Origin of the sequence: Bradyrhizobium sp. SZCCHNR1002 (assembly GCF_032381435.1) — a bacterium.
Lineage (GTDB): Bacteria > Pseudomonadota > Alphaproteobacteria > Rhizobiales > Xanthobacteraceae > Bradyrhizobium > Bradyrhizobium aeschynomenes.
This window is the reverse complement of record NZ_JAUHIS010000004.1, coordinates 579,454-600,882: the sequence shown is the minus strand read 5'-3', so window position 1 is coordinate 600,882 and position 21,429 is coordinate 579,454. Positions and strand designations below refer to the sequence as shown.

Sequence of the window (21,429 nt, the reverse complement as noted above, 5' to 3'; positions counted from 1 at the left end):
AGTGTCCTGCGAGAAATGCCACTGTCGCTTGTGGTGGGCTGCGGATATACGAGAGATGACTGTCATCAAACGGTTACAGACTCGACAAATGCCCGATTCGAACGCAACGGCGTCGTTGCACGCAAGCGACCGGGCGCTCGGCGCGCCGGCTTCAGGTGAGTCCGCGAGCGGCGACCAAGGCCATGACGACGCGGCGGCGCAGCCAAGCCAGCAGACCGCCGCGACCATCGACGAACGAGGCGCCGACGCAGTCACCCCCACGCTTCCTGATCCGGACGCCGGCGCCGGCCATGAGATCGAGCTGAAGCTGCTCGTCGCGCCCGAGCACCTTGCCGGCTTCAACAATGCCCCGATCGTCACCGCGCACGCGCGCAACAAGGGCTCACGCAGGCATCTCACCTCGGTCTACTACGACACGCCGCGGCACACGCTCTGGAAGAACGGCTTCACGCTGCGGGTCCGCCAGAGCGGATCGCGCTTCGTGCAGACCGTGAAGGCGCAGCACAGCGACGATCCGCTCAAGCGCGGCGAATGGGAGGCGAGCGTCGCTTCGCTGGAGCCGGATCTGGCGCGGGCTGCGGCGCTGCTGCCCGAGGATGTGCGCGACGCTCTGACCGATGCGAAGCTGCAGGCGGTGTTCACCGCCGATGTGCATCGCCACGCGCGCCTGCTCGACCTGCCGGGCGCGACGATCGAGATCGCGTTCGACAGCGGCGTCATCAAGGCCGGCGATCACAGCGAAATCGTGAGCGAGATCGAACTGGAGCTCAAGAGCGGCAACGCAGCGGCGATCTACGACACCGCGCTACGGCTGGCCGAGCATGGCGATATCAGGCCGTCGATCCGCAGCAAATCGGCGCGCGGCTTCGACCTGGCCGCCGGCCGTCCGCCCGGCGCCGACAAGCCGCAACGGCCGAACCTCGATCCCGCCCTCTCGCTCGACGAGGCCTTCGCCACCGTCCTCCGCGGCAGCCTGCATCATCTGTTGCAGGCCCTGCCGGCGGCCGAGGACGGCCGCGATCCGGAAGGCGTGCACCAGCTGCGCGTGGCGCTGCGCCGGCTGCGCGCGGCGCTTCACATCATGCGGCCGCTCGGCACCTCCGCGACACTCGATGGTCTCGAGGCAGATGCGCGCTGGCTGGCGCAGAGCCTCTCTGCCGCCCGCGACCTCGACGTCTTCCTGACCCAGACGCTGCCCGAGATCGCGGATTCCTGCGCGACGGTCGCCGGCTTCGGCACGCTGCAAGAGCTGGCGGAGCGGCAGCGCGACCTCGCTTATCGCAAGCTGCGCATCGCGCTCGCAGACCGCCGCTGCGCCGTATTCGTGCTCGGGCTCGGCGCCTGGATCGCCACCCGCGGCTGGCGCAACGACGTGTCTCCGGATGAGCTCGCGCGGCTCGCCGGACCCGCGGTCGATTTCGCCGGCCATGTGCTGTCGGAGCGGCATCAGAAGGTGCTCAAGCGCGGCCGCCGCTTCAAGAAGCTGCCGGCCGAGCGCCGCCACCGGCTGCGGCTCGCGCTGAAGAAGCTGCGCTACAGCATCGACTTCCTGCTGCCGCTCTACGGCCGGAGCAAGCCGGCGCGGAGATATGCGAGGTCGCTCGCCGGCCTGCAGGAGCAGCTCGGTTACTACAATGACATGGCGGTCACCGCCGGCGTGATCGATACGCTCGGCACCACCTCCACCGACGCGGCCATGGCTGCCGCCGCGATCACCGGCTGGCATGCGCATGCGATGGCCAGCATCGAGGAGCCGCTGCGCAGAGCGTGGCGCGAGTTCACCAAGACGCCGACACCATGGCAGCCCGAGGAAGCGTGACCGCCATGACCGATGAGGCCGTTCATGTGCCGCATTGATCTGGTTCAAAGCCTCTGCCCGCGCTGTTTGTCAGAATGAACTCATGAAAATATCCAGCTTGACCTGCCCCCATTGCCACGCCGCCTACGAGGTCGCGGAGTCGACCACCCTCACGGGCGCTCCCGGCCGGACGGATTGCGGCATCTGCGGCACCCCGTTGGCCGTCTGGAACGAGCCGAAGCTGCTGGCCTTCCGCCTGGTCGTGCCGCATGAGCACAAATACCCACGCGTGCCGGTGCCTGCTCCGCTCGCCTGACGTGACGTTCCGAAATCCGGAACGTGTCGTGACGATGCGTTGGCGGTGACCGCGCATCACTGCATGGCGCCATGGCGGCGCCTGCCTTGCCTCGCTTTTTGGACCGGGCCATAGTCGCCCGATCGCGCCGTCGCGGCGCGGCCCCGCCGCGCCTGCAGCAGCGTCACCCATCCAACAGCGAGCAGTTCCTCTCTCATGCCCATCCTCAACAGCATCGCCGCACTGTCAGACGAAATGGCCGCCTGGCGGCACGACTTCCATGAGCATCCCGAGCTGCTCTACGAAGTGCATCGCACCGCCGGCATCGTCGCCGACAAACTCCGCGAGTTCGGCTGCGACGAGGTGGTGACGGGGATCGGCCGCACTGGCGTGGTCGGCATGATCCGCGGCCGCAAGTCGGCCTCCGGCAAGACCATCGGCCTGCGCGCGGACATGGACGCGCTGCCGATCGAGGAGACCTCGGGCGTGCCCTACGCGTCCAAGACGCCCGGCCTGATGCATGCCTGCGGCCATGACGGCCACACCGCGATGCTGCTGGGCGCGGCGAAATATCTCGCCGAGACGCGCAATTTCGACGGCACCGTGATCGTCATCTTCCAACCCGCCGAAGAAGGCGGCGCCGGCGGCAAGGCGATGGTCGACGACGGCCTGATGACGCGCTGGGGCATCCAGGAAGTCTATGGCATGCACAACATGCCGGGCGTCCCCGAGGGCCATTTCGAGATCTCGCCCGGCGCGATGCTCGCCTCCGCCGATGCGATCCACATCAAGGTCACCGGCAAGGGCGGCCATGGCGGCGCCGGCCCGCACCGGGCGATCGACAGCATCCTGATTGCCTCGCAGATCGTCAACGCGCTGCAATCGATCGTCGCGCGCAACGTCGATCCTTTGAAGTCGGCGGTGATCTCGATCTGCTCGATCCATGGCGGCACCACCTTCAACGTCATCCCCGAGACGGTGGAGATGCTCGGCACCGTGCGCACGCTCGATCCCGAGATCCGCGATCTCGTCGAGAAGCGCATCGTCGAAGTCGCTGAAGCCACCGCCCGCGCCTATGGCGGCACGGCGGAGGCGATCTACGAGCGCAAATATCCCGTCACGATGAACCATCCGGCGCAGGCCGCCTTCGCCGCCGACGTCGCCCGCGAGGTCGCCGGCAACGAACGCGTCAACGATCGCGCCATTCCGCTGATGGGCGGCGAGGACTTCGCCTTCATGCTCGAAGCCCGCCCCGGCGCCTTCGTGTTCCTCGGCATGGGCCCCGGCAACGAGTGCCACCACCCGGCCTACCGCTTCAACGACAACATCCTCAGTGCCGGCGCCTCGTACTGGGTGAAGCTGGTCGAAAAGAGCATGCCGGCGAACTGACCGAGCAGAACAGCGCTTCTCGCGATGAGGTCGTCGCGAGAAGTGCCGCAACATCACAGCCTAGAATTGTTGTCGAGCCAGGTTCTGGATTGCTTCGCTCCACGCCCCGCTCGCAATGACGGCTGTGGCGAGCACCGAACGCTCCAAGAGCTCCGTCATCGCGAGCGCAAGCGACGCGATCCAGGGGCTCCGCGCGACCGCCGCAATGGTGTGCGCTTCACGTACCAACGGAACGGTTCGTTTCGCATCGAAACGTCGAGCGCGACGTCCCGGCTAGCAGCGCCGCTCCGACCTCACCCGAGACCTCGCCCTCCTGGTTCTGCTTTCCACCCTGTGGGGCGCCTCCTACACGTTCATCAAGATCGGCGTCGAGACCATCCCGCCGTTGACCCTGATCGCGGTGCGCACCCTGATCGCGGGGCTGCTGCTCGCAACGATCATCCGCAGCCGCCGCCTCGCATGGCCGCGCGACCCGGCGATCTGGCGCCGCTTCATGATCCAGGCCGGCTTCAACAGCGTCGTTCCGTTCACGCTGATCGCCTGGGCCGAACGCACCGTCGAAGCGGGTCTCGCCACGATCCTGAACGCGACCTCGCCGATCTTCACCTTCCTGCTGACCGCGCTCGTCACCCGCCACGAACCCGTCACCTCGCGCAAGCTCGCCGGCGTCGCGGCCGGTCTCGTCGGCACCTGCCTCATCGTCGGCGTCGAGGCGCTGCACGGTCTCGGCCGCGAGCTGTGGGCTCAGCTCGCGATCGTCACGGCCACCCTCTGCTATGCCGGCGCTGCGATCATGGGAAAGAGCTTCAAGGAACTCGACCCGATGCTGCCGGCCGCCGGATCGCTGTTGTCGGGCGCCGTGGTCCTGATCCCCCTCGCCCTCGTCGTCGACCGTCCCTGGACGCTGGTGCCCTCGCCGCGCTCGCTGCTGGCGCTGGCCGCGCTCGCGACGGTCTCGACCGCAGCCGCCATGGTGATCTACTTCCGTCTCCTGCAGACGCTCGGCTCGGTCGGCGCGACCGCGCAATCCTATCTGCGCGTGCCGATCGGTGTTGCGATCGCCGTGGCCGGCCTCGGCGAGCGCCTCGCACCGACGGCCTGGGTGGGCCTCGCCTGCATCGTCCTCGGCGTGGTCGCCATGACGCTGCCGGCGCGCGAGCCGCAGCAGCCGCGCCGCTAAAGCGCGATGAGTTCGGGATGAATCGTCATCGCGCTTTAGGTTGTTGTTTGCGCATGATCTTTTCGGAAAACCGCTGCGCACTTTTCCGGATCATGCTTTAGTCGGATGACGGCGGCCCCACCCTCTCCGCCGTCATTCCGGGGCGGCGCGCAGCGACGAGCCCGGAATCCATAACCACGAGCCGTTGTGTGGCGAAGACAAGCGCCACGGCGATCTCGCGTCACATGGCCTTCCGTGGCTATGGATTCCGGGCTCGCGCTGACGCGCGCCCCGGAATGACGGTGGACACAGTTCCAGCCCGCATAGCGCGGCGACATGCGGAGGCGGTCTCCCGGGTCGACCGGGGCGCGCCTCACCCGATCGCGATCGCCACCTTGCCGAGATGTGCGCCGCTGGCCTTGTAGTGGAAAGCCTCACGCGCCTCAGCAAACGGGAACACGCGATCGACCACCGGCTTCCCTTGATGCAGCGCGAACGCGTTCGCCAGCGCCTGGAGATCGTCGACCGAGCCGACCGTGACGCCCTGCAGCCGCTGCTGCTGCATCACCATCAGCGGCAGGCGCAGCTCCGAAGCCGGTGCGCCGGCGAGCACGCCGATGAAGGCGATGGTGCCGCCAATCTTCGTCGCGCGGATCGACTCGTTGAGCGTGCCGACGCCGCCGACCTCGACCACGAGGTCGACGCCCTGCCCGGTGATCTCGCGGGCCTTCTTGCCCCAGTTCGGCGTCGTCTTGTAGTTCAGCGTGATATCCGCCCCGAGCGAGGTCAGCCGCGCGATCTTGGTCTCGCTCGACGACGTCGCGATCACGCGCGCGCCGGTCATCCTGGCGATCTGCAGCGCGAAGATCGAGACGCCGCCGGTGCCCTGCGTCAGCACGGTCTGACCGGGCTTGATGCCGCCGAGCTTGATCACGGCGCTCCAGGCGGTGACGCCGGCACAAGGCAGGGTCGCGGCCTCGATGTCGGTGAGATGCGCCGGCGTTCGCACCAGCGCCTGCGCGGGAAAGATCCGATACTCGCTCAGGGTGCCGTCGACGGCGCCGCCCAGCGCCGCGCGCATCTTCGCCTCGCTCGGCTCGCCGCCGGTCCAGCTCTCGAAGAAGCTGCCGATGACCCGGTCACCGGCCGCAAGCACCGCGACGCCCTCACCGACCGCCTCGACCACGCCCGCGCCGTCGGACAACGGCACCAGCGGAAATTTCTGCCGCGAGCCGTAGCCGCCTCTCACCGTGAGCAGGTCGCGATAGTTGATGCTCGCCGCCGTCAGCCGCACCAGCACCTCGCCCGCCCCGGGTCTCGGCACGGGCTTGTCGACCAGCGCCAGCGCATCGATGCCGCCCGGCCCCTGCAGCTCATAGCACTTCATCAGATGTCTCCTGCCCGACACGCGCCGCGTTCTTCGTTGGCCGATGGTGGAGCGTTTCGCGCCAGCGATCAAGCCGAGCAGCGTTCCGCCACGCGGACAACCAACGCAACGTGTTGCGCGCATCGCTCGCATCTGGTCAGGGCGCCGGCAGGTCGGGGCGCGCCAGCCGGTCATCGTCGATCAGGGGGATCACGACGTGATTCAGCACATACTCCGTGCCGACCCAGGTGACGACCATCGAGATCAGCAGCAGTCCGCCCAGCAGCATCATGTCACGTCGATCCATTGACCACATACGCGGCAGCTCTCCGACCGTTTCGCATGTGAGCCATGTCCGACGTGACGCTGCCTCGCAGCGTCGATGAGGACCTGCGCGCACTAGCCGCCTCGTCATTGCCTGCTCGCGCTCGGGTTCCGCAACATCGGGGCGAGCTGATCACGCGAGCGACCGGCAGCGCGACGTCGCGGCGGGCGTCTCACACGCCGGGCTCGAACCGGATCCGGCAGAGCAGCCCCTCATCACGAAAATCCTGCTCGATGCTGCCGCCGATCGCGGCGAGACTCGCGCGGATCATGCGCGTGCCGAAGCCTTCGCTGTGCGGCGGCGCGACCGGACGCGGGTTGAGCTCGCGCCAGCTCACGAGGTTGCGGCCGCCGTCCTGCGCGAGCTGAACTTCGAGCCGTCCGCCATCGCCGCGCAGCGCGCCGTATTTGACGGCGTTGGTCGCAAGCTCGTGAAACACCAGCGCGAGATTGCGCCCGGCCTCCGGCCCCAATGGCACGTCGGTGCCTTCCACGCTCACCGCACCGGAGGCGCGATAGGGCTGCAGCTCGGCCTCGAGCAGCATGCGCAAGGTCATGACGCGCTGGCTCGACCAAGCCAACGTGTTGGCCCGCGCGACCGCGTCGAGCCGCAACGCGATCGCTTCGCCCTTGTCGCGGTCCTCACCGGACAGGCTCGACCGGACGATCGACTGGAACAAGGCGAGCTGATTGTTGACGCGATGCCTGAGCTCACCCATCAGCAAGTCGCGCGCATGCTCGTTGCGCTTCAGCTCCAGCAGCGCGTTGCGGCACAGATTGGCCGGCCAGATGACGAGGGCCGAGGCGCCCAGGAACGCGACGAGATTGACCGCCTCCGAATGGTCGGGCCGGTCGGTGAAGCCGATCAATACGACGGTGGCCGACAGCCAGGCAGCGAAGACGGCAGCCGGCACCCCGCCGAGCAGCGTCGCAAACAAGACCGATGGAAAGAACGGCGCGTAGGACAGGGTTGAGCCGGCTGAATCGAGCGCTACGCGACAGCCGGCACAGATCGCGACGACCACAGCCGTGAGCAGGAACGTGGTCAGCGACCACGTTCTGCGTCGAACGATCCAACTCGAGAAACTCTGACCCGCGCGCACGATTGACCCCGAGAGCAACCTCTATCGCCGGGGGCCTGCTGGAACAAGCTGAAGGAACTGCCGAGTGGCAGCAATATTTTTGGAACCTTTCCAGCGCGGCTGCGTTTAGCTGCGCTCTTTTTGCGCCTGGTGGAACTCATCGTGCCGCCGCGTGGACGGCGCGGGCCGCCCGTCACCGTCGGAGCGCCGTAGCTCGAGGCAAACATCTCGCAATCCAACTGCACACGCCGCGTGAGTTGTGTGTGCAAGACGGGCCACGTCGAGACTGTGAATGTGACGCCACGCCACTGACCTCTCGCGCGACGCGCGCGGCACATCGTCGATTCCCGAACGCGCCCGGCGACGGCGGTATCTTGACGCCGCTCGGAAAACACCTTGTATCCGCTCGCGTCGCGCGCGCTAATCCTAGCGGCTTGCCGCTGAGCGCGGCAGCGTCGATCATGGCGATCATGACGACCAAATCGCGCGAGAGACTCTATGGCGCCGGCATCCGCATCGCGCAGGAGCAGGCTGCGCGCGCCCGCAAGCAAGCCGATCGTCTCGCATGCGACGCATGGAACAAGCGCATGCTCGGCTACAAGGGACCAGCGCAGCCGTCACCGCTGCTCGGCGATGCGCTCAACGCGGGCTACTACTATCTCGAAGTGCGCTGCCTCGGCTGCGACACCAATCAGACCGTCGCGCTGGACATCATCAGACGGCCCAAGACGACGCCGATCCACGAGCTCGAACGCTACATGCGCTGCCAGGATTGCTCGCGGCGGCGCGGCCATCCCTACAAGCGCAGCGCGCTGGTGGCGTTGCGCGAGACCAAGATCTCGGCCGCGCATCCGGCGTCGATGTGGTGGCCTGGTGAGCGATAGACGAACGATCCGGACGCGCAGCGACCGATCGCGAACGCCGAAAGGTATTCGAATCTGGCGATGAGCAAATTTTTCAGCAGACGCGGAACAATGCGGAGTGATCGTTGTTTCGAAATCTTGCCGGCGCGGCAGGGAAGCGAAACATGTCAGAGTTGATCACCCAGCCGGACAAGCTGCGGGCGGATGCGGCAGAATGCGCGCTGATCCGGGATCTCGCCACCGATCGTGACAAGCGCGAGCTGTTCGCGCGTCTTGCCGAACATCTGAGCACGCTGGCGGCCGAGGTCGAGCGCGCCGCGCGTGCGGCCAATCTAGGCGAGCGCTGAGGCCTCGACCCGCACCGCTATGACCGCGCATGCGCGTGGCCCGCGGTCGTCGCGCTCGTATCACACAGCCACACAATCGCACGAATAGGCTCTGCTATGTGAGATCGTGCGCAGCGTCCGATTCGCTGCGGCGACACGACAACCTCTTTTCCGCGGATGCCATCTTGCGATCTCGTCTCCCCCACCTCGCCTGCGTCGCGCTGTTGCTCGCGACGGCGTCTCCCGCCTCCGCGCGCGACCTGATCGGCCGCGTCAGCATCGTCGATGGCGATACGCTGGACATCCGCGGCGAGCGCATCCGGCTGTGGGGCGTCGATGCGCCCGAAAGCGCGCAGCTCTGTCGCGGGCGCGACCGCAAGGCATATCGCTGTGGCGCGCTGGCCGCCAACACGCTGGATGCGTTCGCGCGCGGCAAGATCGCGCGCTGCACACCCGTCGACGCCGATCGCTATGGCCGCATCGTCGCGCGCTGCGCGGCCGGGGGCACCGATCTCGGCCAATTCCTGGTGTCGCGCGGGCTCGCGATCGAGGAGCCGCAATATTCTCATGGCGCCTATGCGCCCGACCAGCTCGCCGCGCGCCGCGGCAGCCGCGGCATCTGGTCCGGCCGTTTCACCGCGCCGCCGCTCTATCGCAGCTGCATGCATGCCGGCGGCACGACTTCGACGTGCTCGGACGATCCGATGCCCCGGCGCTGACGGCGTCCGCGTGAGGGCGCAGCCGGAATTGCCACGCGCGGGCCCGGCGCGCTACGGTCGCGCACCGCGAGGCCAGGACCTGATGACGATGACAGAGACGAAAACGCGCGTGGCGATCCTGTTCGGAGGGCGCTCGGCCGAGCACGACGTCTCCCGGGCATCGGCCGCCAACATCTTCCGCTCGCTCGATGCGGACCGCTACGCCGTCACCCTGATCGGCATCACCCCCGAGGGGCGCTGGGTGCTCGCCGACGCGGCCAATGACGCCACCTCGGCCGCCTTGACCGTGCCGGCGGACGCACCTGCCATCGTGCTGCTGCCCGCCGGCCAGGGCCGCGCGCTGGTCATCGACACCGGCGCCGCCGCGCCGCGCGAACTCACCTTCGACGTGATCTTTCCGGTGCTGCATGGCCCGAATGGCGAGGACGGCACCGTGCAGGGCGCGCTGGAGCTCGCCGATGTCGCCTATGTCGGCGGCCGCGTGCTCGGCTCGGCCGTGGCGATGGACAAGGACGCCGCCAAGCGGCTGCTGCGCGATGCCGGCCTGCCGATCGTGCCATTCGTCACCATGACGGCGGCCGTGCCGGTGAGCTACGACGACGCCGTTCGCGCCGTCGGCTCACCCGAGCTGTTCGTCAAGCCGGCCAATCTCGGCTCCTCCGTCGGCATCTCCAAGGCGCGCAACGCGGCCGAGTTCGATGCCGCCTGCAAGCTCGCGCTGCGCTTCGACCGCAAGATCCTGATCGAGCGCTGCATCGCGCCGGTGCGCGAGATCGAATGCGCCGTGCTGGAGCACGCGGACAGCGAGGTCAAAGCCTCGGAGCTCGGGGAGATCGTGCCGGCGAACAGCCACGGCTTCTACTCCTACGAGGCGAAATACACCGACGCCTCCGGCGCCTCGTTGCACGTCCCGGCCCAGGTCGAGCCGGCTCTGGCCGCACGCATCCGCAAGATGGCCGTCGAGGTGTTCGGCGTGCTCTGCTGCGAGAGTCTCGCGCGTGTCGACTTCTTCGTCAGGGGCGAGGAGGTCTACGTCAACGAGGTGAACACCCTGCCCGGCTTCACCAACATCAGCATGTACCCGAAGATGTGGGAGGCCACCGGCCTGCCCCAGCCGGCGCTGATGGACGAACTGATCGCGCACGCACTGGCGCGGCACGCAAAGCTGCGGCAGCTGGCATCGCAGCGCTGAGGACGCTTCCACGGGTTTCGCAGATCAGCGTGCCTCAACCTTCACGCCGTCAGCGACGCGGTCACTGGGATAGATGATCACGACATCGCCGCCGGCGACGCCCTCGGCCACGGCCGCGAAGCGGCCGGAGCGGCGGATGATCCGCACTTTGCGCAGCTCGACACGGCCGTCCTTCAGCACGAACACCGACCAGTCGTCGCCGCGCCTGAACAGCGCGCCGGTCGGCACGATGGTCGCATCGTCCTGCGTGAAGACCACGATCTGCGCGTCGAGCTGATAGGCATCGCCGAGCCGCTGCCATTGCTCGGCCGGCGAGACGATGTCGATCAGCACGTTGACGCGCTGCTCCTCAACGCCGAGCGTGGAGATCTTGGTGAAGGCCGCCGGCTCGACGCGGCGAACCCGGCCCGACAGGCGCCCCGCCCCGCCCCAGCGATCGATCGTGACGTCGGCGCCGGGACGGATCTCCACCGCATCGGTGCTGAGCACGTCCACGACCACTTCGAGATCGCGGGGATCGCCGAGCTCGAGCAGTGGCGATCCCGGCTGCACCATCGTCTCGCTTTCCTGGATCAATTTCAGCACGAGCCCGCCGACAGGGGCCGTCACGTTCCAGCTGCCGGCCGGCACTTCGGCATCGGTGCTGCTGCCGTAGCGCGCCAGCATCGCGCGGAGCTGATCGAGCTCGTGCCCGGCGCCATGGTCGACATATTCGGCCGCGCGCAGATCCCGCTCGGCGATCCGCATCGCAAGCTCGGCGCGCTCCTTGGCTTGCGCCGACGCCGCCCCGCTCGCGGCCAGCGCCGTGGTGCGCGCCAGGTCGGCGCTCGCCTGCGCGCTCTGCGCCTGCGCCCGCGCCACCACCGCTTTGGCGCGCTCGACATTCGCTTCGGCCGCGCCGAGCCGCTCCTCCACCTCGCGGCGCGCGCGCGGATCGAGCAGCGGCGCCGGCGCCGGCATGATGGTGGCGACCACGTCGTCGGCCCTAACCTGGTCGCCGGCCTTGAAGCGGATGCGTCCGAGACGGCCGGCGAGCGGCGCGGCCACGACATAGCGCTGGCGCACCCGCGTCTTGCCGTCGTCATCGACGGTCGCCACGAAACGCCCTTTGGTGACGACAGCCGTCTCCACCGGCACCGGGCTCGGCATCATCATCCAGGCCACGACCGCGGCGACCGCGAGACCAGCTGACACGATGACGAGACGGCGCAACACGGGACGCATGCTCATTCCCTGGTCTTGAGGGCGGCGACCAGATCGAGCCGGTCGACCCGCCTGCGGACGATGATGGCGCTGATCGCGGCGCTGGCCAAGACCACCGCGGTCGCGATCAGATAGGTGCGCGGCGCGATCACGCCGGGGATCTGGAAGCTCTCGTTCGAATGCAGCCGCGCGATCAGCGCGATGATGCCGCGCGACAGCAGCAGGCCGAGCGGAATCCCGACTGCGATCTCCAGCGCGAATTCGCCGAACAGGATGCCCGCGACCTCGCCGCGGCTGAAGCCGAGCACGCGCAGGCTGGCGAGCTCCCACGCCCGCTCCTGCAGGCTGATGCGGGCGCTGTTGTAGACCACGCCGACGGTGATGATCGCAGCGAAGCCAGTGAGGATGCCCGCAGTGACGAACACGAGGCCCGCAATCTTGTCCATGAAGGAAGCGACGGCATAGGCCTTCATCGAGACGGACTCGATCATCGGCAGGCTCTTGAACCGCGTGCCGAGGGCGGCCAGCGCCGCCGGGTCGACATGCAGGCTGGCGGCCGAGATCACCGCGCCTTCGCCGGTGAAGCGGTTGAGCGTGTCGATGTCCATGTAGGACGCCATCCCGATCGCCTCGTCGACGATGGCGCTGACCGGCACGTCGCGCCGCCGCCGCCGGCCCTCCATCGCCTCGACGGTGACGAGGTCGCCGGCGCCGAGCGCCAGCCGCTCGGCGAGCCGCCGCGTCAAGGTGATGCCGTCGGGCGCCGCCACGATCGGACGGCGCGCGGCATCATGCGGCCGGCGCAATTCGTCCGCCGCCGCGAGGCCGATCACCGAGGTCAAATAGCTGCGGTGGCCGGCGCGCAGCCGCACCGGCACGATGCGCTGGCCCTCGGCCAGGAGCACGCCCGGCTGCCGCGCCAGATCGCGCAACACGGCACGATCCACCGGATGCGGAAAGGTGATGGTGGCGTTGCCGCGCTCGACGAGATTGAACTGGAGCTCGATCATCTCGCCGATCGCATCGCGCCAGAAGATCCCGAGCACCATCATCGGTACCGCGAAGGCGATCCCGACGACGGTGAACAGCGAGCGGAATGGCCGTCCTGCAACGTTGCGCAGCATCATCATCCGCCGCGCGTGCCGCGCGCCGCCGGGCATCATCAGCTCGATCCAGGAGCGGCGGAAGCCCAGCGGCATCGCCGGCCGCATCGCCTCCGCCGGCGCGAGGCCAACCACGGCCCGCAGCGCCGTGATCACGCCCAGCGAGCCGGCCGCGGCGCTGATCGCGATGCCCGCCAGGATCGCCCAGGGCGCAAGCCGGAACGGCAGATCCGGCAGGCGGAAGAAGCCGTGATAGCTCGCGATCATCGCCTGTCCGAAGCCGAAGCCGCCAGCGATGCCGAGCAGCGAGCCGATCAGCACGATCACCAGCATCAGCGCGAGATAATGCAGCATCAGCGCCGCGGTCGGAAACCCCAGCGCCTTCAGCGCCGCGATCTGCTCGCGCTGCGCCGCGACCAGCCGCCCGAGCGCGCTGTTGAGCAGGAAGGCGGCGACGCCGAAGAAGATGATGGGGATGGTGATCGACATCACCTTCTGCTGGTTGAGCTCGTCCTCGAGAAACCGGTTCGACGGCTGGTCGCGCCGCGCGATCGCGCCGATCGAGCCGTACGGCTCGAGCAGCCGGTCGAGTTCCTCGATGACGGATTGGGCATCGGCCCCCGGCGCCAGCGCGACCGCCGCGTCGTTGAACGCGCCCTTCATGTCGAAGGCGGCCTCGGCCGCGCTGCGGTCGACCCACAGGATGGCGTAGAGGCGATCGTCCGGGATCGGCAATCCCGGCCGCACGGCGTAGACATATTCCGAGGACAGCGCGATGCCGGAGACCCGGAACGCCTGCAGCCGGCCGTTGAGCAGCACGCGGATTTCGTCACCCGGCTTCACGCCGTTAGCCTCGGCAAAGGCCTCGTTGACGGCGGCGCTGCGCGCATCACCCGGCCCGGGCGCCGTGCCGCGGCGCAGATGCAGCCGGGCCAGCGGCTCATCGCCGGCGCGGCTGAGCGAGACGAGGCGCGCCGACACCGGCTGCGACGCGGCCGGCGCGTCGACGATGACCTCGCGCACGATGCGCGGCTCGACCGCGATGGTCCCGTCGATGGCGTTGAGCCGCGCGACCAGCGCCAGCGGCGCGCGCTTCAAGGTGACGAAGACCTGCGGAAACCGCGCCTGCGCATAGAACTGCTCGCAGCCGTCGCGCAGCGATTGATAGGTCGAGATCGAGCCGACGAACACGGCGACCCCCGCGGCCACCAGCAGCGCGATCGTGATCACCTGCCCGCGCATGGCGCCGACGTCGCGCCAGAGCTTGCGGTTGAGCAGGCTCACCACGTCACCTCCTCGGCCGAGAGCCGCCGCGGATTGCGGGTCTCGCCGACGATGCGGCCACCGCCGAGCCGCAGCACGCGGTCGGCCATGCCGGCGATCGCCGCATTGTGGGTGATGACGATGGTGGTGGTGCCGAGCCGTTGATTGGCGCGCGCGATCGCGGCCAGCACGACCTTGCCGGTCTCGTAGTCGAGCGCGCCGGTCGGCTCGTCGCACAAGAGCACATCGGGCGCCTTGACGATGGCGCGCGCCACCGCGACGCGCTGCTGCTCGCCGCCGGACAGTTGCGAGGGAAAGTGGTCGATCCGCTTCTCGAGGCCGACGAGCTTCAACACCTCCAGCGGATCGAGCGGCCTCTCGGCGATCTCGGTGACCAGCTGGACGTTCTCGAGCACCGTCAGGCTCGGGATCAGATTATAGAACTGGAACACGAAGCCGACATGCTCGCGCCGGTAGCGCGTGAGCTCGGCGTCATCGGCGCCGACCAGCTGATGATCGCGCCACTGCGCGTCGCCAGACGTCGGACTGTCGAGCCCGCCCAGGATGTTCAGCAAGGTCGACTTGCCGGAGCCGGAGGGGCCGAGCAGCACCACGAACTCGCCCTCGTAAATGTCGAGATCGACGTCACGCAACGCATGCACCTCGACCTCGCCCATGCGGTAGGTCTTGGAGAGCTTGCGTGCGCGAAACACCGGGGCGGCGCCCGGATGCTCGGCAGCATTCGCCTCGTTGATGGTAGTCGGACTCGTCAAACCGTTGTTCCTGCCGTGGCAGCACGCGTCGCACGTCCCATGCCCGTTCCCGTGACACCGGACGACGCCCCGACCATCGGTCAGCAGCCGCCCGCGTCAGTTGATGCAGGTCAAGCACGAGACATCCCCAGCGCCTGAACTCACACCGGTTCATGTCCATTCGACGGCTGCGATCACGTCGATCAGCACGCCGCCGAGGCAGCGCTGCCAAGAAGGGACGCCACCAGCATGTCTCCGAGGATGTGCAAAGCCAGCCGCCCTCGTCAGCTCGCGCTGATCGCGGCGGCTCGGCCGCCCGAACGGAGGGGCACCGCGGACGCTCGGACACAGCCAAGCGCTGCCCGCGGTGAGCGACACGACAGCCGTCATGCCGATCCCCACCCGATCCGACATATGCCCGCCATACGCCCGGGCTACCAATTGATGGACATAGCCTTGACGAGGAGCAACATGGCCGACAACGACCTCGAAATCTTCCTGACCGCGCGCAACGTGCTGGTCGAGCTGCGCCTGAATCTGGCCAAATCCGTTGCGGCCGGCTACAAGAAGGGCGACACCGAAACTGCGGTCAAGAGCCTCGTCGAGGTCCAGCAGGCCATCGACGTGATCGACCACGCCAGCGAGGAGCTGGAGGAGCTCGACGAGGCCGAGCACGACGAGGACTGACACGCCGGGCGCGGCTAGGCCGCGCCATCGCGTCACAACCAGCTCGTCATGGCGCCGAGCCCACCATCTCACTGCCGCGCCTGCCGCCCGACGGTGGGCACACGCCACTGGCGGCGGCGCTTTGCCCACGCTACGCAACGACCGACGAACAGCTCACGATTGTCTGTCGGCTGCGGCCTTATCGTCATAACGCGTCGGAAGGCCGATCGCCGCGCACAGCACCTGCGAGGGTTCGTCACATCACGGTCGCGACCTCATAGATCAGCACAGCCGCCCCGAGGCAGCGCCGCCAGGGATTGGCGCCGCGCGCGATCTCATCGATCGCCCAGACGACCAGACTGGCTTTGACCAGGCAATCGAGATTGGCGCCCATTCGCCCTTGTGGGTGCCAGATCCAGCCAACCACGCTTCCCACCAGCACGATCCACAGCGCCGGGTTCGGCATCTGCGCGATGGTGATCTCGCCGGTTTCGCGATTGCGGAAGAACCAATCGATCAAGCGCGACATCTCACCGCCAGCATCCCCGGTCACGCTCCGCGTCCCTCCTGCTTCTCACGCTGCAGGATACGCCCGAGACTGCGCGAGATGAACGGTCGCACTGGAAGGAACAGCCGGTAGCCGAGCTCCAGGACGCTCAGCGCGCCCGGGAGGGACGCCACCCGCGCCGCCCAGCGCCAGCGCGGCAGGCGGTGCCAAACCTCGACGAAGGCGGCGGCGCCCGAGAGCAGCCGCCCATCACTGGCGCGCACGTGGAACCGCACCATCGCCTGCTGCTGGCTCAGCCCCTCCGGTGTCTCGGCGCCGGCTTCGGAGACGTCGACGAAACACAGCGCGCCGGCCTGATCCGTGCGGCTGTAGTAGCCGATCTCCGCCCGGCACAGCGGGCAGGAGCCGTCGAAATAGACGGTCGATTGTGCAGGCTCTGGCGCCATGCGGATCTCCAAGACACCGGCTTCGGTCCCGGAGCTTGAACGTCCGCGCGAGGGTCTTGGGTCTGTGGCTCGTTGAATTTCATTGGGAGGAAGGATGCGGCAAAGTCAGGTCCGTCGCATAGAAGAATGAGCCCATCGCGGCAGGAACCACGGCCAATTTGTTACTCCGTCATGCCCGGGCTTGTCCCGCCTGCGCGGCCGAAGCCGCTTCGGCGCGGCGAAGGCCCGGGCATCCACGTCCATCGGAGTGCGCCGAACGACGTGGATGGCCGGGACAAGCCCGGCCATGACGACGTGGAAGCAGTCTGGTCCGACAGATCAAACGTCATGCGCGACAGGACTGCGGCGATAATCCAGACCTGTCACCGCAGCACCCCACTCACCGCGGCGGCATCTTGTCGAAGGTCGGCAGCGCCGGGTCGAGATGATCCCAGGGATAGCCTGCCGCGGTCCAGGAGACCAGTTGCGGTTTGTACTGGCCGGGATCATCCAGGCTTGCCGGCGTCACGATGAAGACATCGGGCATCGCCGGAAACGTCATGTGCATCGACGAGCCGCAGGTCGGGCAGAACGCGCGCCGCTTCACGGTGCCGCCGTCGCCGGTCGTCTGCCAGTGCGACACCTCGCCGTCGACCTTCACCTCCGCCGCCACGAAGGTCAGGTGCGACTGATGCCCGGTGCCGCTGTCGCGCTGACATTGCCGGCACTGGCAGTCCAGCATCACCGCGGGCTCGCCTTTGATCTCGTAGCGTACCGCGCCGCAGGCGCAGCCGCCGGCATAGACGTTTGTCATGTGAGCTCTCCGTCGCTTCAATGCGGCCGCTGCAACGATGTCTCGTCGGTGACGAGCTGATCGAGCTTCTTGACCACCGTCTTCCAGCCCTCGCCCATCGTGCGATACGCGGTCTCGTTGGCGGGCAGCACGAAGCCGGAATGGACGAGGCGCAGGCGCGTGCCGTTCGCCGCTTGGGCAAGGCTGAAGGTGACCACGGTCGCCAACGGCGCGCCGTAGCCGACATTGCCGGCATGGCCGCCCTTCCAGGCGTAGGACAGCCGCTCGTTCGGCACGACCTCCAGCACCTCGCAATGAATGGTGCCGTCCCATTCGCCGGCCGGCCTGGTCTGGAAGGTGAAGCGCGTTCCTACCTTGGCCTCGAACCCCGTGGGCGCCATCAGCCACCGGCCGATCAGTTCGCCATTGGTCAGCACCTTCCAGATGACATCAGGCGCATGCGGGAAGATTTCCTCGACCACGATGGCCTGGGTGTCCGACTTCAGGTTTTGATTCATGGGTCGATGTCCTTCAGCAGTTTCCTCAGATCGGCGAAGCGGTCGCGCCAGAAGGCGCCGTAATGGCTCATCCAGTCGGCCAGCGGCTCCAGGCCGCGCGGCTCGGCACGGTAGTAGACCTTGCGCCCCTCGGGTCGCTCGCAGACCAGGCCGGCCAGCTTCAGGGCTTTCAGATGCTGCGAGATCGCCCCCTGCGTGACGCTGCTGCCGCGGGTCAGCTCGACTACGGTGATCTCGTCGGCATCAACGATGCGCTCGAAGACGGCCCGACGGGTCGGGTCGGCCAAGGCGCGCATGACGGTGGTGATGTTTTCGGTTTCGACCATGCCGAAACAGTAGCCATCACTAATTTATTAGTCAAGGCTAATATTATTCAGATGATGCTGCCCTTGGTCGAAGCGGAGCAGTTCATCCCGCTCCAGAGGACTTTGAAACGCAATAAAATCAGGATGCTATGGTTCGCCATCCCGCCTCCCTTGAGGGGTGCAGTCCAGCGCTGTCACCGTAATTTCTCGCCTCGTGGGAACATGTTGAGAAGTGGGTTGGTGTCGACAATGACCAATTGTCATTGAATGCGTGACCTAGCTGTCCGTTATTCGCGGCATGCTTTTCACCGCCTCACGCGAAAAAAATGAATTTGAGGGATCTCGAATGAGATCCAGGGCACGCGGCTCATCGAGCGAACTCAACGCCCCGGTCCGTAGCATCTCCATCAAGCCCGAAACATCCCCCCAAAAATCCCCACGCACACGCAGACCGTGAGTTTGAATGTAGGCGTCGCGTACGCCGTACATGTACACAACGAACTCATCGAGGAATTCTTGGCTGTGTTGCTCGCTCCAGTTTTCCCATCTGTCGAAGATGAAAGTCCGGTAACGTTTCTGCGAACAGAGAAATCGCGCGGCGTCCAGCAACTCCGCGGCGGGAGGGTAATGACCAAATTCCACCACCGGAATGCGCGCCGAGTGACTGTCAGGTCTTGCGAAAAACCTGTCACGAATGAACTCATCGGCTTCAGCAGAAGACGTTCCGGGAATCTGTCGGGCATTCACACGACGGGCCAGCGCCACCGCAACAGGAACCAGCTCCGGATCGTAGTCGCTCCAATCGATTGTCGAATTGTGGATGCTGAACGCATCGACTTCTCGCTGCTGGGCATCCGACAAAATTTGATGCGTCCCGACCACATCGAACATGGCCGTCATCCGAGAATCGTCCAAGTAGGCCTGCGCCAGCGCCGCGACATCTTGCTCCGTAGTGGCACCAAACTCCGCGAACGGTACAGGAGCATAAGCTTCGGGACGCACGCGTCTATATCGGTCTTCCCAAAGCTCGCCCGTTGCGTACGCTCGCAGCGTACCGGGCGCGCCTGGTTCTCGGTCACCCTTGCTTTGCTTATCGCCGCCCTTGTTTCGCCGCCGACGTTTCGTCATCCCCTGTCGTCATCCTTTTCCAATCAAGGAAGCAATTCTGAGCCCTCTGCGAACCCTATCACCGTCGCTGCTCGAGGGCTGTGAAGTCCTCAGGTTAGGCTGAAGGTGATCGCGATTGAGAAGAACACGAACCGCCAACTTATATCGGTTTAAAGTTGTAAATGACCACAACGTCGCGCCTAGGCCACGCTGCCTCCATAGGATGGTTGCGACGACCCCCAGAACGAGCGTCGTGATCAGCAGGATCACGTAGACAGTGTCCATTGCTTGAGCCTTCACTCATGAACGCTGCTAAGGGCCAAAAAGCGGCCTCCCGGCTCACCAACGAAAGTCCGCGCGCGGTCGTTGCCATGCTCAGTGATCTGATGGCACACCGGGAACAACGAGGCGCGCCGCTATCAGCAATCATGCACTGTTCCGGAGCCATCGCTCGTGTCCTTCAGTCCTGCACAAACATCTTGCGCGCGCGAATGGACTGCCACGCCTCCGGCGAATCCAAACTTTCGATCTTACCCATTGCAATAGCGCGCAAGAGACTGTGTGCGCCGAGATAACCGCGATTGATCAGCCCATACTTGACCGTGATCGCGTCCTCGAGTGGCGTCACGACATCCCTCAGAAGGTCGTCGTCTACGGCAGCAAATTCGCCCTTCTTGATGACCTCCTTGATGAGGCCCCAATAGGCAGAGTTGGCCATCAAATCGCGTGCCATCCACATCACCTCTTCCGCCCTCGCTTTTTTGGTGAGGATGCCGCTGCGATCGCCCGCCCGTTGAAAGAACCGATCCTCCAGGAAGGCGCGAGCCGCTGGATCGTCGACACCGGAAATCGCGCCGCCGCCAATCCATCGCGCGAGCGTGACCGCAAGATTCAAGAGCATAGGATCACGCGTGGCGTCGAGCGGCGGGAACGGGACCTTTCCGCAGAAATCATGAACGAATCTGGTGAGCTTGAGACCTCGTGCCCGCCAGTTCCTGCGGGTAACGAAATCGGCCAGCGCCAGCTCGATTGCGCTGACTTCTTCGGTTGTGAAATCGCCATGCATGCCGACACGCTCGAATGCCCGTCGCGTCGCTTCGTCAGCCTGGAGGAAAGCCGTGAGTTCGAGCAATTCGTCGACACTCGTCGGCTCGAAGATCTTCTCTGGCGGAGGCGACGAATAGTCAGATTCAGGGCTCATCCTTGGCACACCCACTCGTTCTTTTCAGTGGCGTGGGGCGTCCGAATTGCCGTGTAGTAGGTCGAAATCCGATAGCTACTGTGGCCCTGCAAAACCAAGTCTTGCCAAACCTCCACGAATATCTGCTTGTCGAAATTAGCCTCAATATCGATTGCTCGGTAGTTCTTCTCCCACAGCGCCGTGGAAAGGCGATCGAGTTCAATAGCGCCGATATCGGGATTTTCTTTCTTGATCTTGTCCTCGCCGTAATCGTAGGAGGCGGTAAACGGCACTTCGACTCCGCCGACAAGCAACTTGAAGTGCGTCGAGCGTTCCATCGGAGGCGCGTCGCGCACCCATTGAACGGCCAGACCGCTTTCCACATGCGTTGAACGTCGCAGGTCCGGATCAAATCTAATCGTCATGCAGTCACCTTCAAACTTCGCAACCGTTCTTCCAAAGCGAAATCGTCCGAATGAACCTCCGGGCTTGTCGACCGGCGTTGCGATCGCCCTATCAGCCGCAGCCCCCCTTTTTCAATTCGTCAGCAAGTATGTCCGGGTGCGCAGACGCAAGGCGCTATCACGACAACCCTAAAATAAGATTTTCCAAATCGTTACGAAGCGATCGCCAGATCAGCACGGCAGACGAAGATTTCTATTCCGTTTTTCAGAATGCCATGCTATGGTGTCGCATCCCGTCTCACTTGAGGGGCGCATCGCGATCGTCACGAGCGTGGAGTGCGGGATGCGGTGGGCGTATCGGGTTGCAGCGTGAGCGATCATGCCGACGAACGATCTGATGCGCACGGCGAAATCGTGTGGTCCTGGTCTCCCGGTGCCGAGACCAAGTCTGCGTCGCAAAGTCTGGACGAGCGCGCAAGGCGACGGGGTCAAAAGCCGGTCCCCGGGGAGAGCACGTATAAGCCGTAGAGCCATCGCGCGGGGAAGGCCGGATGATCCGGCCCGTACCTGTGGTGACTGCCGCCTGCTTTTTTGTTGCAGGCGGGCCATGGGTGCGACCGGCACCCGGCCTTCCCCGCGCCCTCATTTTCGAGAGGGCGATGAGACGAGCAACACTCGGACGCGACAGC

The 21,429-nt window shown here is 66.2% G+C and carries 23 protein-coding genes; 9 read left to right on the top strand and 14 right to left on the bottom strand.

All coding sequences use genetic code 11. From position 1 onward, the window contains the following. Nucleotides 1–88: 88 nt before the first annotated feature. From QX108_RS22340 to QX108_RS22325, 4 genes are all read left to right on the top strand, one after another. Entirely contained in the window at nt 89–1,819 is a 1,731-nt protein-coding gene (locus QX108_RS22340; protein WP_315787397.1) for a CHAD domain-containing protein, read from the top strand. Nucleotides 1,820–1,901: 82 nt separating this feature from the next. Next, complete coding sequence (locus QX108_RS22335; protein WP_315719370.1) at nt 1,902–2,114, top strand: hypothetical protein; 213 nt, start codon at nt 1,902–1,904, stop codon at nt 2,112–2,114. 195 nt (nt 2,115–2,309) lie between these two features. Next, entirely contained in the window at nt 2,310–3,482 is a 1,173-nt protein-coding gene (locus QX108_RS22330; protein ID WP_315787399.1) for a M20 aminoacylase family protein, read from the top strand. Nucleotides 3,483–3,795: 313 nt separating this feature from the next. Then, nucleotides 3,796–4,662, top strand: coding sequence for a DMT family transporter (locus QX108_RS22325; RefSeq protein ID WP_315787421.1), 867 nt, complete (start codon nt 3,796–3,798; stop codon nt 4,660–4,662). Nucleotides 4,663–5,014: 352 nt separating this feature from the next. Here the strand turns inward: QX108_RS22325 and QX108_RS22320 are convergent, their stop codons facing one another. The 3 genes from QX108_RS22320 to QX108_RS22310 form a co-directional block, all read right to left on the bottom strand. Then, complete coding sequence (locus QX108_RS22320; protein ID WP_315787401.1) at nt 5,015–6,028, bottom strand: NAD(P)-dependent alcohol dehydrogenase; 1,014 nt, start codon at nt 6,026–6,028, stop codon at nt 5,015–5,017. A 136-nt stretch (nt 6,029–6,164) separates the two neighbouring features. Next, entirely contained in the window at nt 6,165–6,299 is a 135-nt protein-coding gene (locus tag QX108_RS22315; protein WP_315787403.1) for a hypothetical protein, read from the bottom strand. Between the two features lie 205 nt (nt 6,300–6,504). Then, on the bottom strand, nt 6,505–7,452 hold the full coding sequence (locus tag QX108_RS22310) for a sensor histidine kinase (RefSeq protein ID WP_315787407.1): 948 nt from the start codon (nt 7,450–7,452) through the stop codon (nt 6,505–6,507). Between the two features lie 431 nt (nt 7,453–7,883). Here QX108_RS22310 and QX108_RS22305 point away from each other — a divergent pair, with 431 nt between their 5' ends. The 4 genes from QX108_RS22305 (at nt 7,884) to QX108_RS22290 (ending at nt 10,513) form a co-directional block, all read left to right on the top strand. Continuing rightward, complete coding sequence (locus tag QX108_RS22305; protein ID WP_315726091.1) at nt 7,884–8,297, top strand: hypothetical protein; 414 nt, start codon at nt 7,884–7,886, stop codon at nt 8,295–8,297. 143 nt (nt 8,298–8,440) lie between these two features. Further along, the gene (locus tag QX108_RS22300) at nt 8,441–8,623 is read left to right on the top strand and encodes a hypothetical protein (RefSeq protein ID WP_315719364.1); all 183 of its coding nucleotides are present in this window, start codon (nt 8,441–8,443) and stop codon (nt 8,621–8,623) included. Between the two features lie 161 nt (nt 8,624–8,784). Beyond that, nucleotides 8,785–9,321 carry a thermonuclease family protein gene (locus QX108_RS22295; protein ID WP_315787423.1) on the top strand — a complete coding sequence of 179 codons (537 nt, stop codon included), beginning with the start codon at nt 8,785–8,787 and terminating at the stop codon, nt 9,319–9,321. An 88-nt stretch (nt 9,322–9,409) separates the two neighbouring features. Continuing rightward, nucleotides 9,410–10,513 carry a D-alanine--D-alanine ligase family protein gene (locus tag QX108_RS22290; RefSeq protein ID WP_315787410.1) on the top strand — a complete coding sequence of 368 codons (1,104 nt, stop codon included), beginning with the start codon at nt 9,410–9,412 and terminating at the stop codon, nt 10,511–10,513. Nucleotides 10,514–10,537: 24 nt separating this feature from the next. Here the strand turns inward: QX108_RS22290 and QX108_RS22285 are convergent, their stop codons facing one another. The 3 genes from QX108_RS22285 to QX108_RS22275 are packed head-to-tail and all read right to left on the bottom strand — an operon-like array spanning nt 10,538 to nt 14,759. Further along, nucleotides 10,538–11,737 carry an efflux RND transporter periplasmic adaptor subunit gene (locus QX108_RS22285; RefSeq protein ID WP_315787426.1) on the bottom strand — a complete coding sequence of 400 codons (1,200 nt, stop codon included), beginning with the start codon at nt 11,735–11,737 and terminating at the stop codon, nt 10,538–10,540. A gap of 2 nt (nt 11,738–11,739) precedes the next feature. Continuing rightward, on the bottom strand, nt 11,740–14,106 hold the full coding sequence (locus QX108_RS22280; protein WP_315787412.1) for an ABC transporter permease: 2,367 nt from the start codon (nt 14,104–14,106) through the stop codon (nt 11,740–11,742). Continuing rightward, complete coding sequence (locus QX108_RS22275) at nt 14,100–14,759, bottom strand: ABC transporter ATP-binding protein (protein WP_315787428.1); 660 nt, start codon at nt 14,757–14,759, stop codon at nt 14,100–14,102. Before QX108_RS22275 ends, QX108_RS22280 begins: the two co-directional genes overlap by 7 nt. A gap of 546 nt (nt 14,760–15,305) precedes the next feature. On the opposite strand from QX108_RS22275, the gene QX108_RS22270 reads away from it, so the two are divergent. Further along, nucleotides 15,306–15,521, top strand: coding sequence for a hypothetical protein (locus QX108_RS22270; RefSeq protein WP_315787414.1), 216 nt, complete (start codon nt 15,306–15,308; stop codon nt 15,519–15,521). Between the two features lie 235 nt (nt 15,522–15,756). Here QX108_RS22270 and QX108_RS22265 read toward each other — a convergent pair whose 3' ends face one another. From QX108_RS22265 to QX108_RS22230, 8 genes are all read right to left on the bottom strand, one after another. After that, entirely contained in the window at nt 15,757–16,029 is a 273-nt protein-coding gene (locus QX108_RS22265; protein WP_315787430.1) for a hypothetical protein, read from the bottom strand. A 20-nt stretch (nt 16,030–16,049) separates the two neighbouring features. Then, the gene (locus QX108_RS22260; RefSeq protein ID WP_315787416.1) at nt 16,050–16,454 is read right to left on the bottom strand and encodes a DUF393 domain-containing protein; all 405 of its coding nucleotides are present in this window, start codon (nt 16,452–16,454) and stop codon (nt 16,050–16,052) included. A gap of 379 nt (nt 16,455–16,833) precedes the next feature. Then, nucleotides 16,834–17,247, bottom strand: a complete 414-nt coding sequence (locus QX108_RS22255; protein ID WP_315719359.1) for a GFA family protein — start codon at nt 17,245–17,247, stop codon at nt 16,834–16,836. Between the two features lie 17 nt (nt 17,248–17,264). Continuing rightward, a complete protein-coding gene (locus QX108_RS22250; protein WP_315782295.1) occupies nt 17,265–17,744 on the bottom strand; it encodes an SRPBCC domain-containing protein in 480 nt (159 codons plus the stop codon). Further along, the gene (locus tag QX108_RS22245; protein ID WP_315782297.1) at nt 17,741–18,070 is read right to left on the bottom strand and encodes a metalloregulator ArsR/SmtB family transcription factor; all 330 of its coding nucleotides are present in this window, start codon (nt 18,068–18,070) and stop codon (nt 17,741–17,743) included. Before QX108_RS22245 ends, QX108_RS22250 begins: the two co-directional genes overlap by 4 nt. Before the next feature lie 255 nt (nt 18,071–18,325). After that, complete coding sequence (locus tag QX108_RS22240) at nt 18,326–19,177, bottom strand: hypothetical protein (protein WP_315782299.1); 852 nt, start codon at nt 19,175–19,177, stop codon at nt 18,326–18,328. 439 nt (nt 19,178–19,616) lie between these two features. Beyond that, complete coding sequence (locus QX108_RS22235; protein WP_315782301.1) at nt 19,617–20,357, bottom strand: hypothetical protein; 741 nt, start codon at nt 20,355–20,357, stop codon at nt 19,617–19,619. Further along, entirely contained in the window at nt 20,354–20,761 is a 408-nt protein-coding gene (locus tag QX108_RS22230) for a hypothetical protein (protein ID WP_315782303.1), read from the bottom strand. The genes QX108_RS22235 and QX108_RS22230 overlap by 4 nt, the downstream gene beginning before the upstream one ends. Nucleotides 20,762–21,429: the final 668 nt, after the last annotated feature.

Bases quoted from the DNA above. Each gene is read 5' to 3' on its own strand.
- QX108_RS22245 (WP_315782297.1), bottom strand. From the start codon at position 18,070: ATGGTCGAAACCGAAAACATCACCACCGTCATGCGCGCCTTGGCCGAC.
- QX108_RS22290 (WP_315787410.1), top strand. From the start codon at position 9,410: ATGACAGAGACGAAAACGCGCGTGGCGATCCTGTTCGGAGGGCGCTCG.
- QX108_RS22285 (WP_315787426.1), bottom strand. From the start codon at position 11,737: ATGCGTCCCGTGTTGCGCCGTCTCGTCATCGTGTCAGCTGGTCTCGCG.
- QX108_RS22340 (WP_315787397.1), top strand. From the start codon at position 89: ATGCCCGATTCGAACGCAACGGCGTCGTTGCACGCAAGCGACCGGGCG.
- QX108_RS22335 (WP_315719370.1), top strand. From the start codon at position 1,902: ATGAAAATATCCAGCTTGACCTGCCCCCATTGCCACGCCGCCTACGAG.
- QX108_RS22255 (WP_315719359.1), bottom strand. From the start codon at position 17,247: ATGACAAACGTCTATGCCGGCGGCTGCGCCTGCGGCGCGGTACGCTAC.
- QX108_RS22260 (WP_315787416.1), bottom strand. From the start codon at position 16,454: ATGGCGCCAGAGCCTGCACAATCGACCGTCTATTTCGACGGCTCCTGC.
- QX108_RS22320 (WP_315787401.1), bottom strand. From the start codon at position 6,028: ATGAAGTGCTATGAGCTGCAGGGGCCGGGCGGCATCGATGCGCTGGCG.
- QX108_RS22275 (WP_315787428.1), bottom strand. From the start codon at position 14,759: ATGGGCGAGGTCGAGGTGCATGCGTTGCGTGACGTCGATCTCGACATT.
- QX108_RS22300 (WP_315719364.1), top strand. From the start codon at position 8,441: ATGTCAGAGTTGATCACCCAGCCGGACAAGCTGCGGGCGGATGCGGCA.
- QX108_RS22250 (WP_315782295.1), bottom strand. From the start codon at position 17,744: ATGAATCAAAACCTGAAGTCGGACACCCAGGCCATCGTGGTCGAGGAA.
- QX108_RS22270 (WP_315787414.1), top strand. From the start codon at position 15,306: ATGGCCGACAACGACCTCGAAATCTTCCTGACCGCGCGCAACGTGCTG.
- QX108_RS22235 (WP_315782301.1), bottom strand. From the start codon at position 20,357: ATGAGCCCTGAATCTGACTATTCGTCGCCTCCGCCAGAGAAGATCTTC.
- QX108_RS22265 (WP_315787430.1), bottom strand. From the start codon at position 16,029: ATGTCGCGCTTGATCGATTGGTTCTTCCGCAATCGCGAAACCGGCGAG.
- QX108_RS22315 (WP_315787403.1), bottom strand. From the start codon at position 6,299: ATGATGCTGCTGGGCGGACTGCTGCTGATCTCGATGGTCGTCACCTGG.
- QX108_RS22305 (WP_315726091.1), top strand. From the start codon at position 7,884: ATGACGACCAAATCGCGCGAGAGACTCTATGGCGCCGGCATCCGCATC.
- QX108_RS22330 (WP_315787399.1), top strand. From the start codon at position 2,310: ATGCCCATCCTCAACAGCATCGCCGCACTGTCAGACGAAATGGCCGCC.
- QX108_RS22230 (WP_315782303.1), bottom strand. From the start codon at position 20,761: ATGACGATTAGATTTGATCCGGACCTGCGACGTTCAACGCATGTGGAA.
- QX108_RS22240 (WP_315782299.1), bottom strand. From the start codon at position 19,177: ATGACGAAACGTCGGCGGCGAAACAAGGGCGGCGATAAGCAAAGCAAG.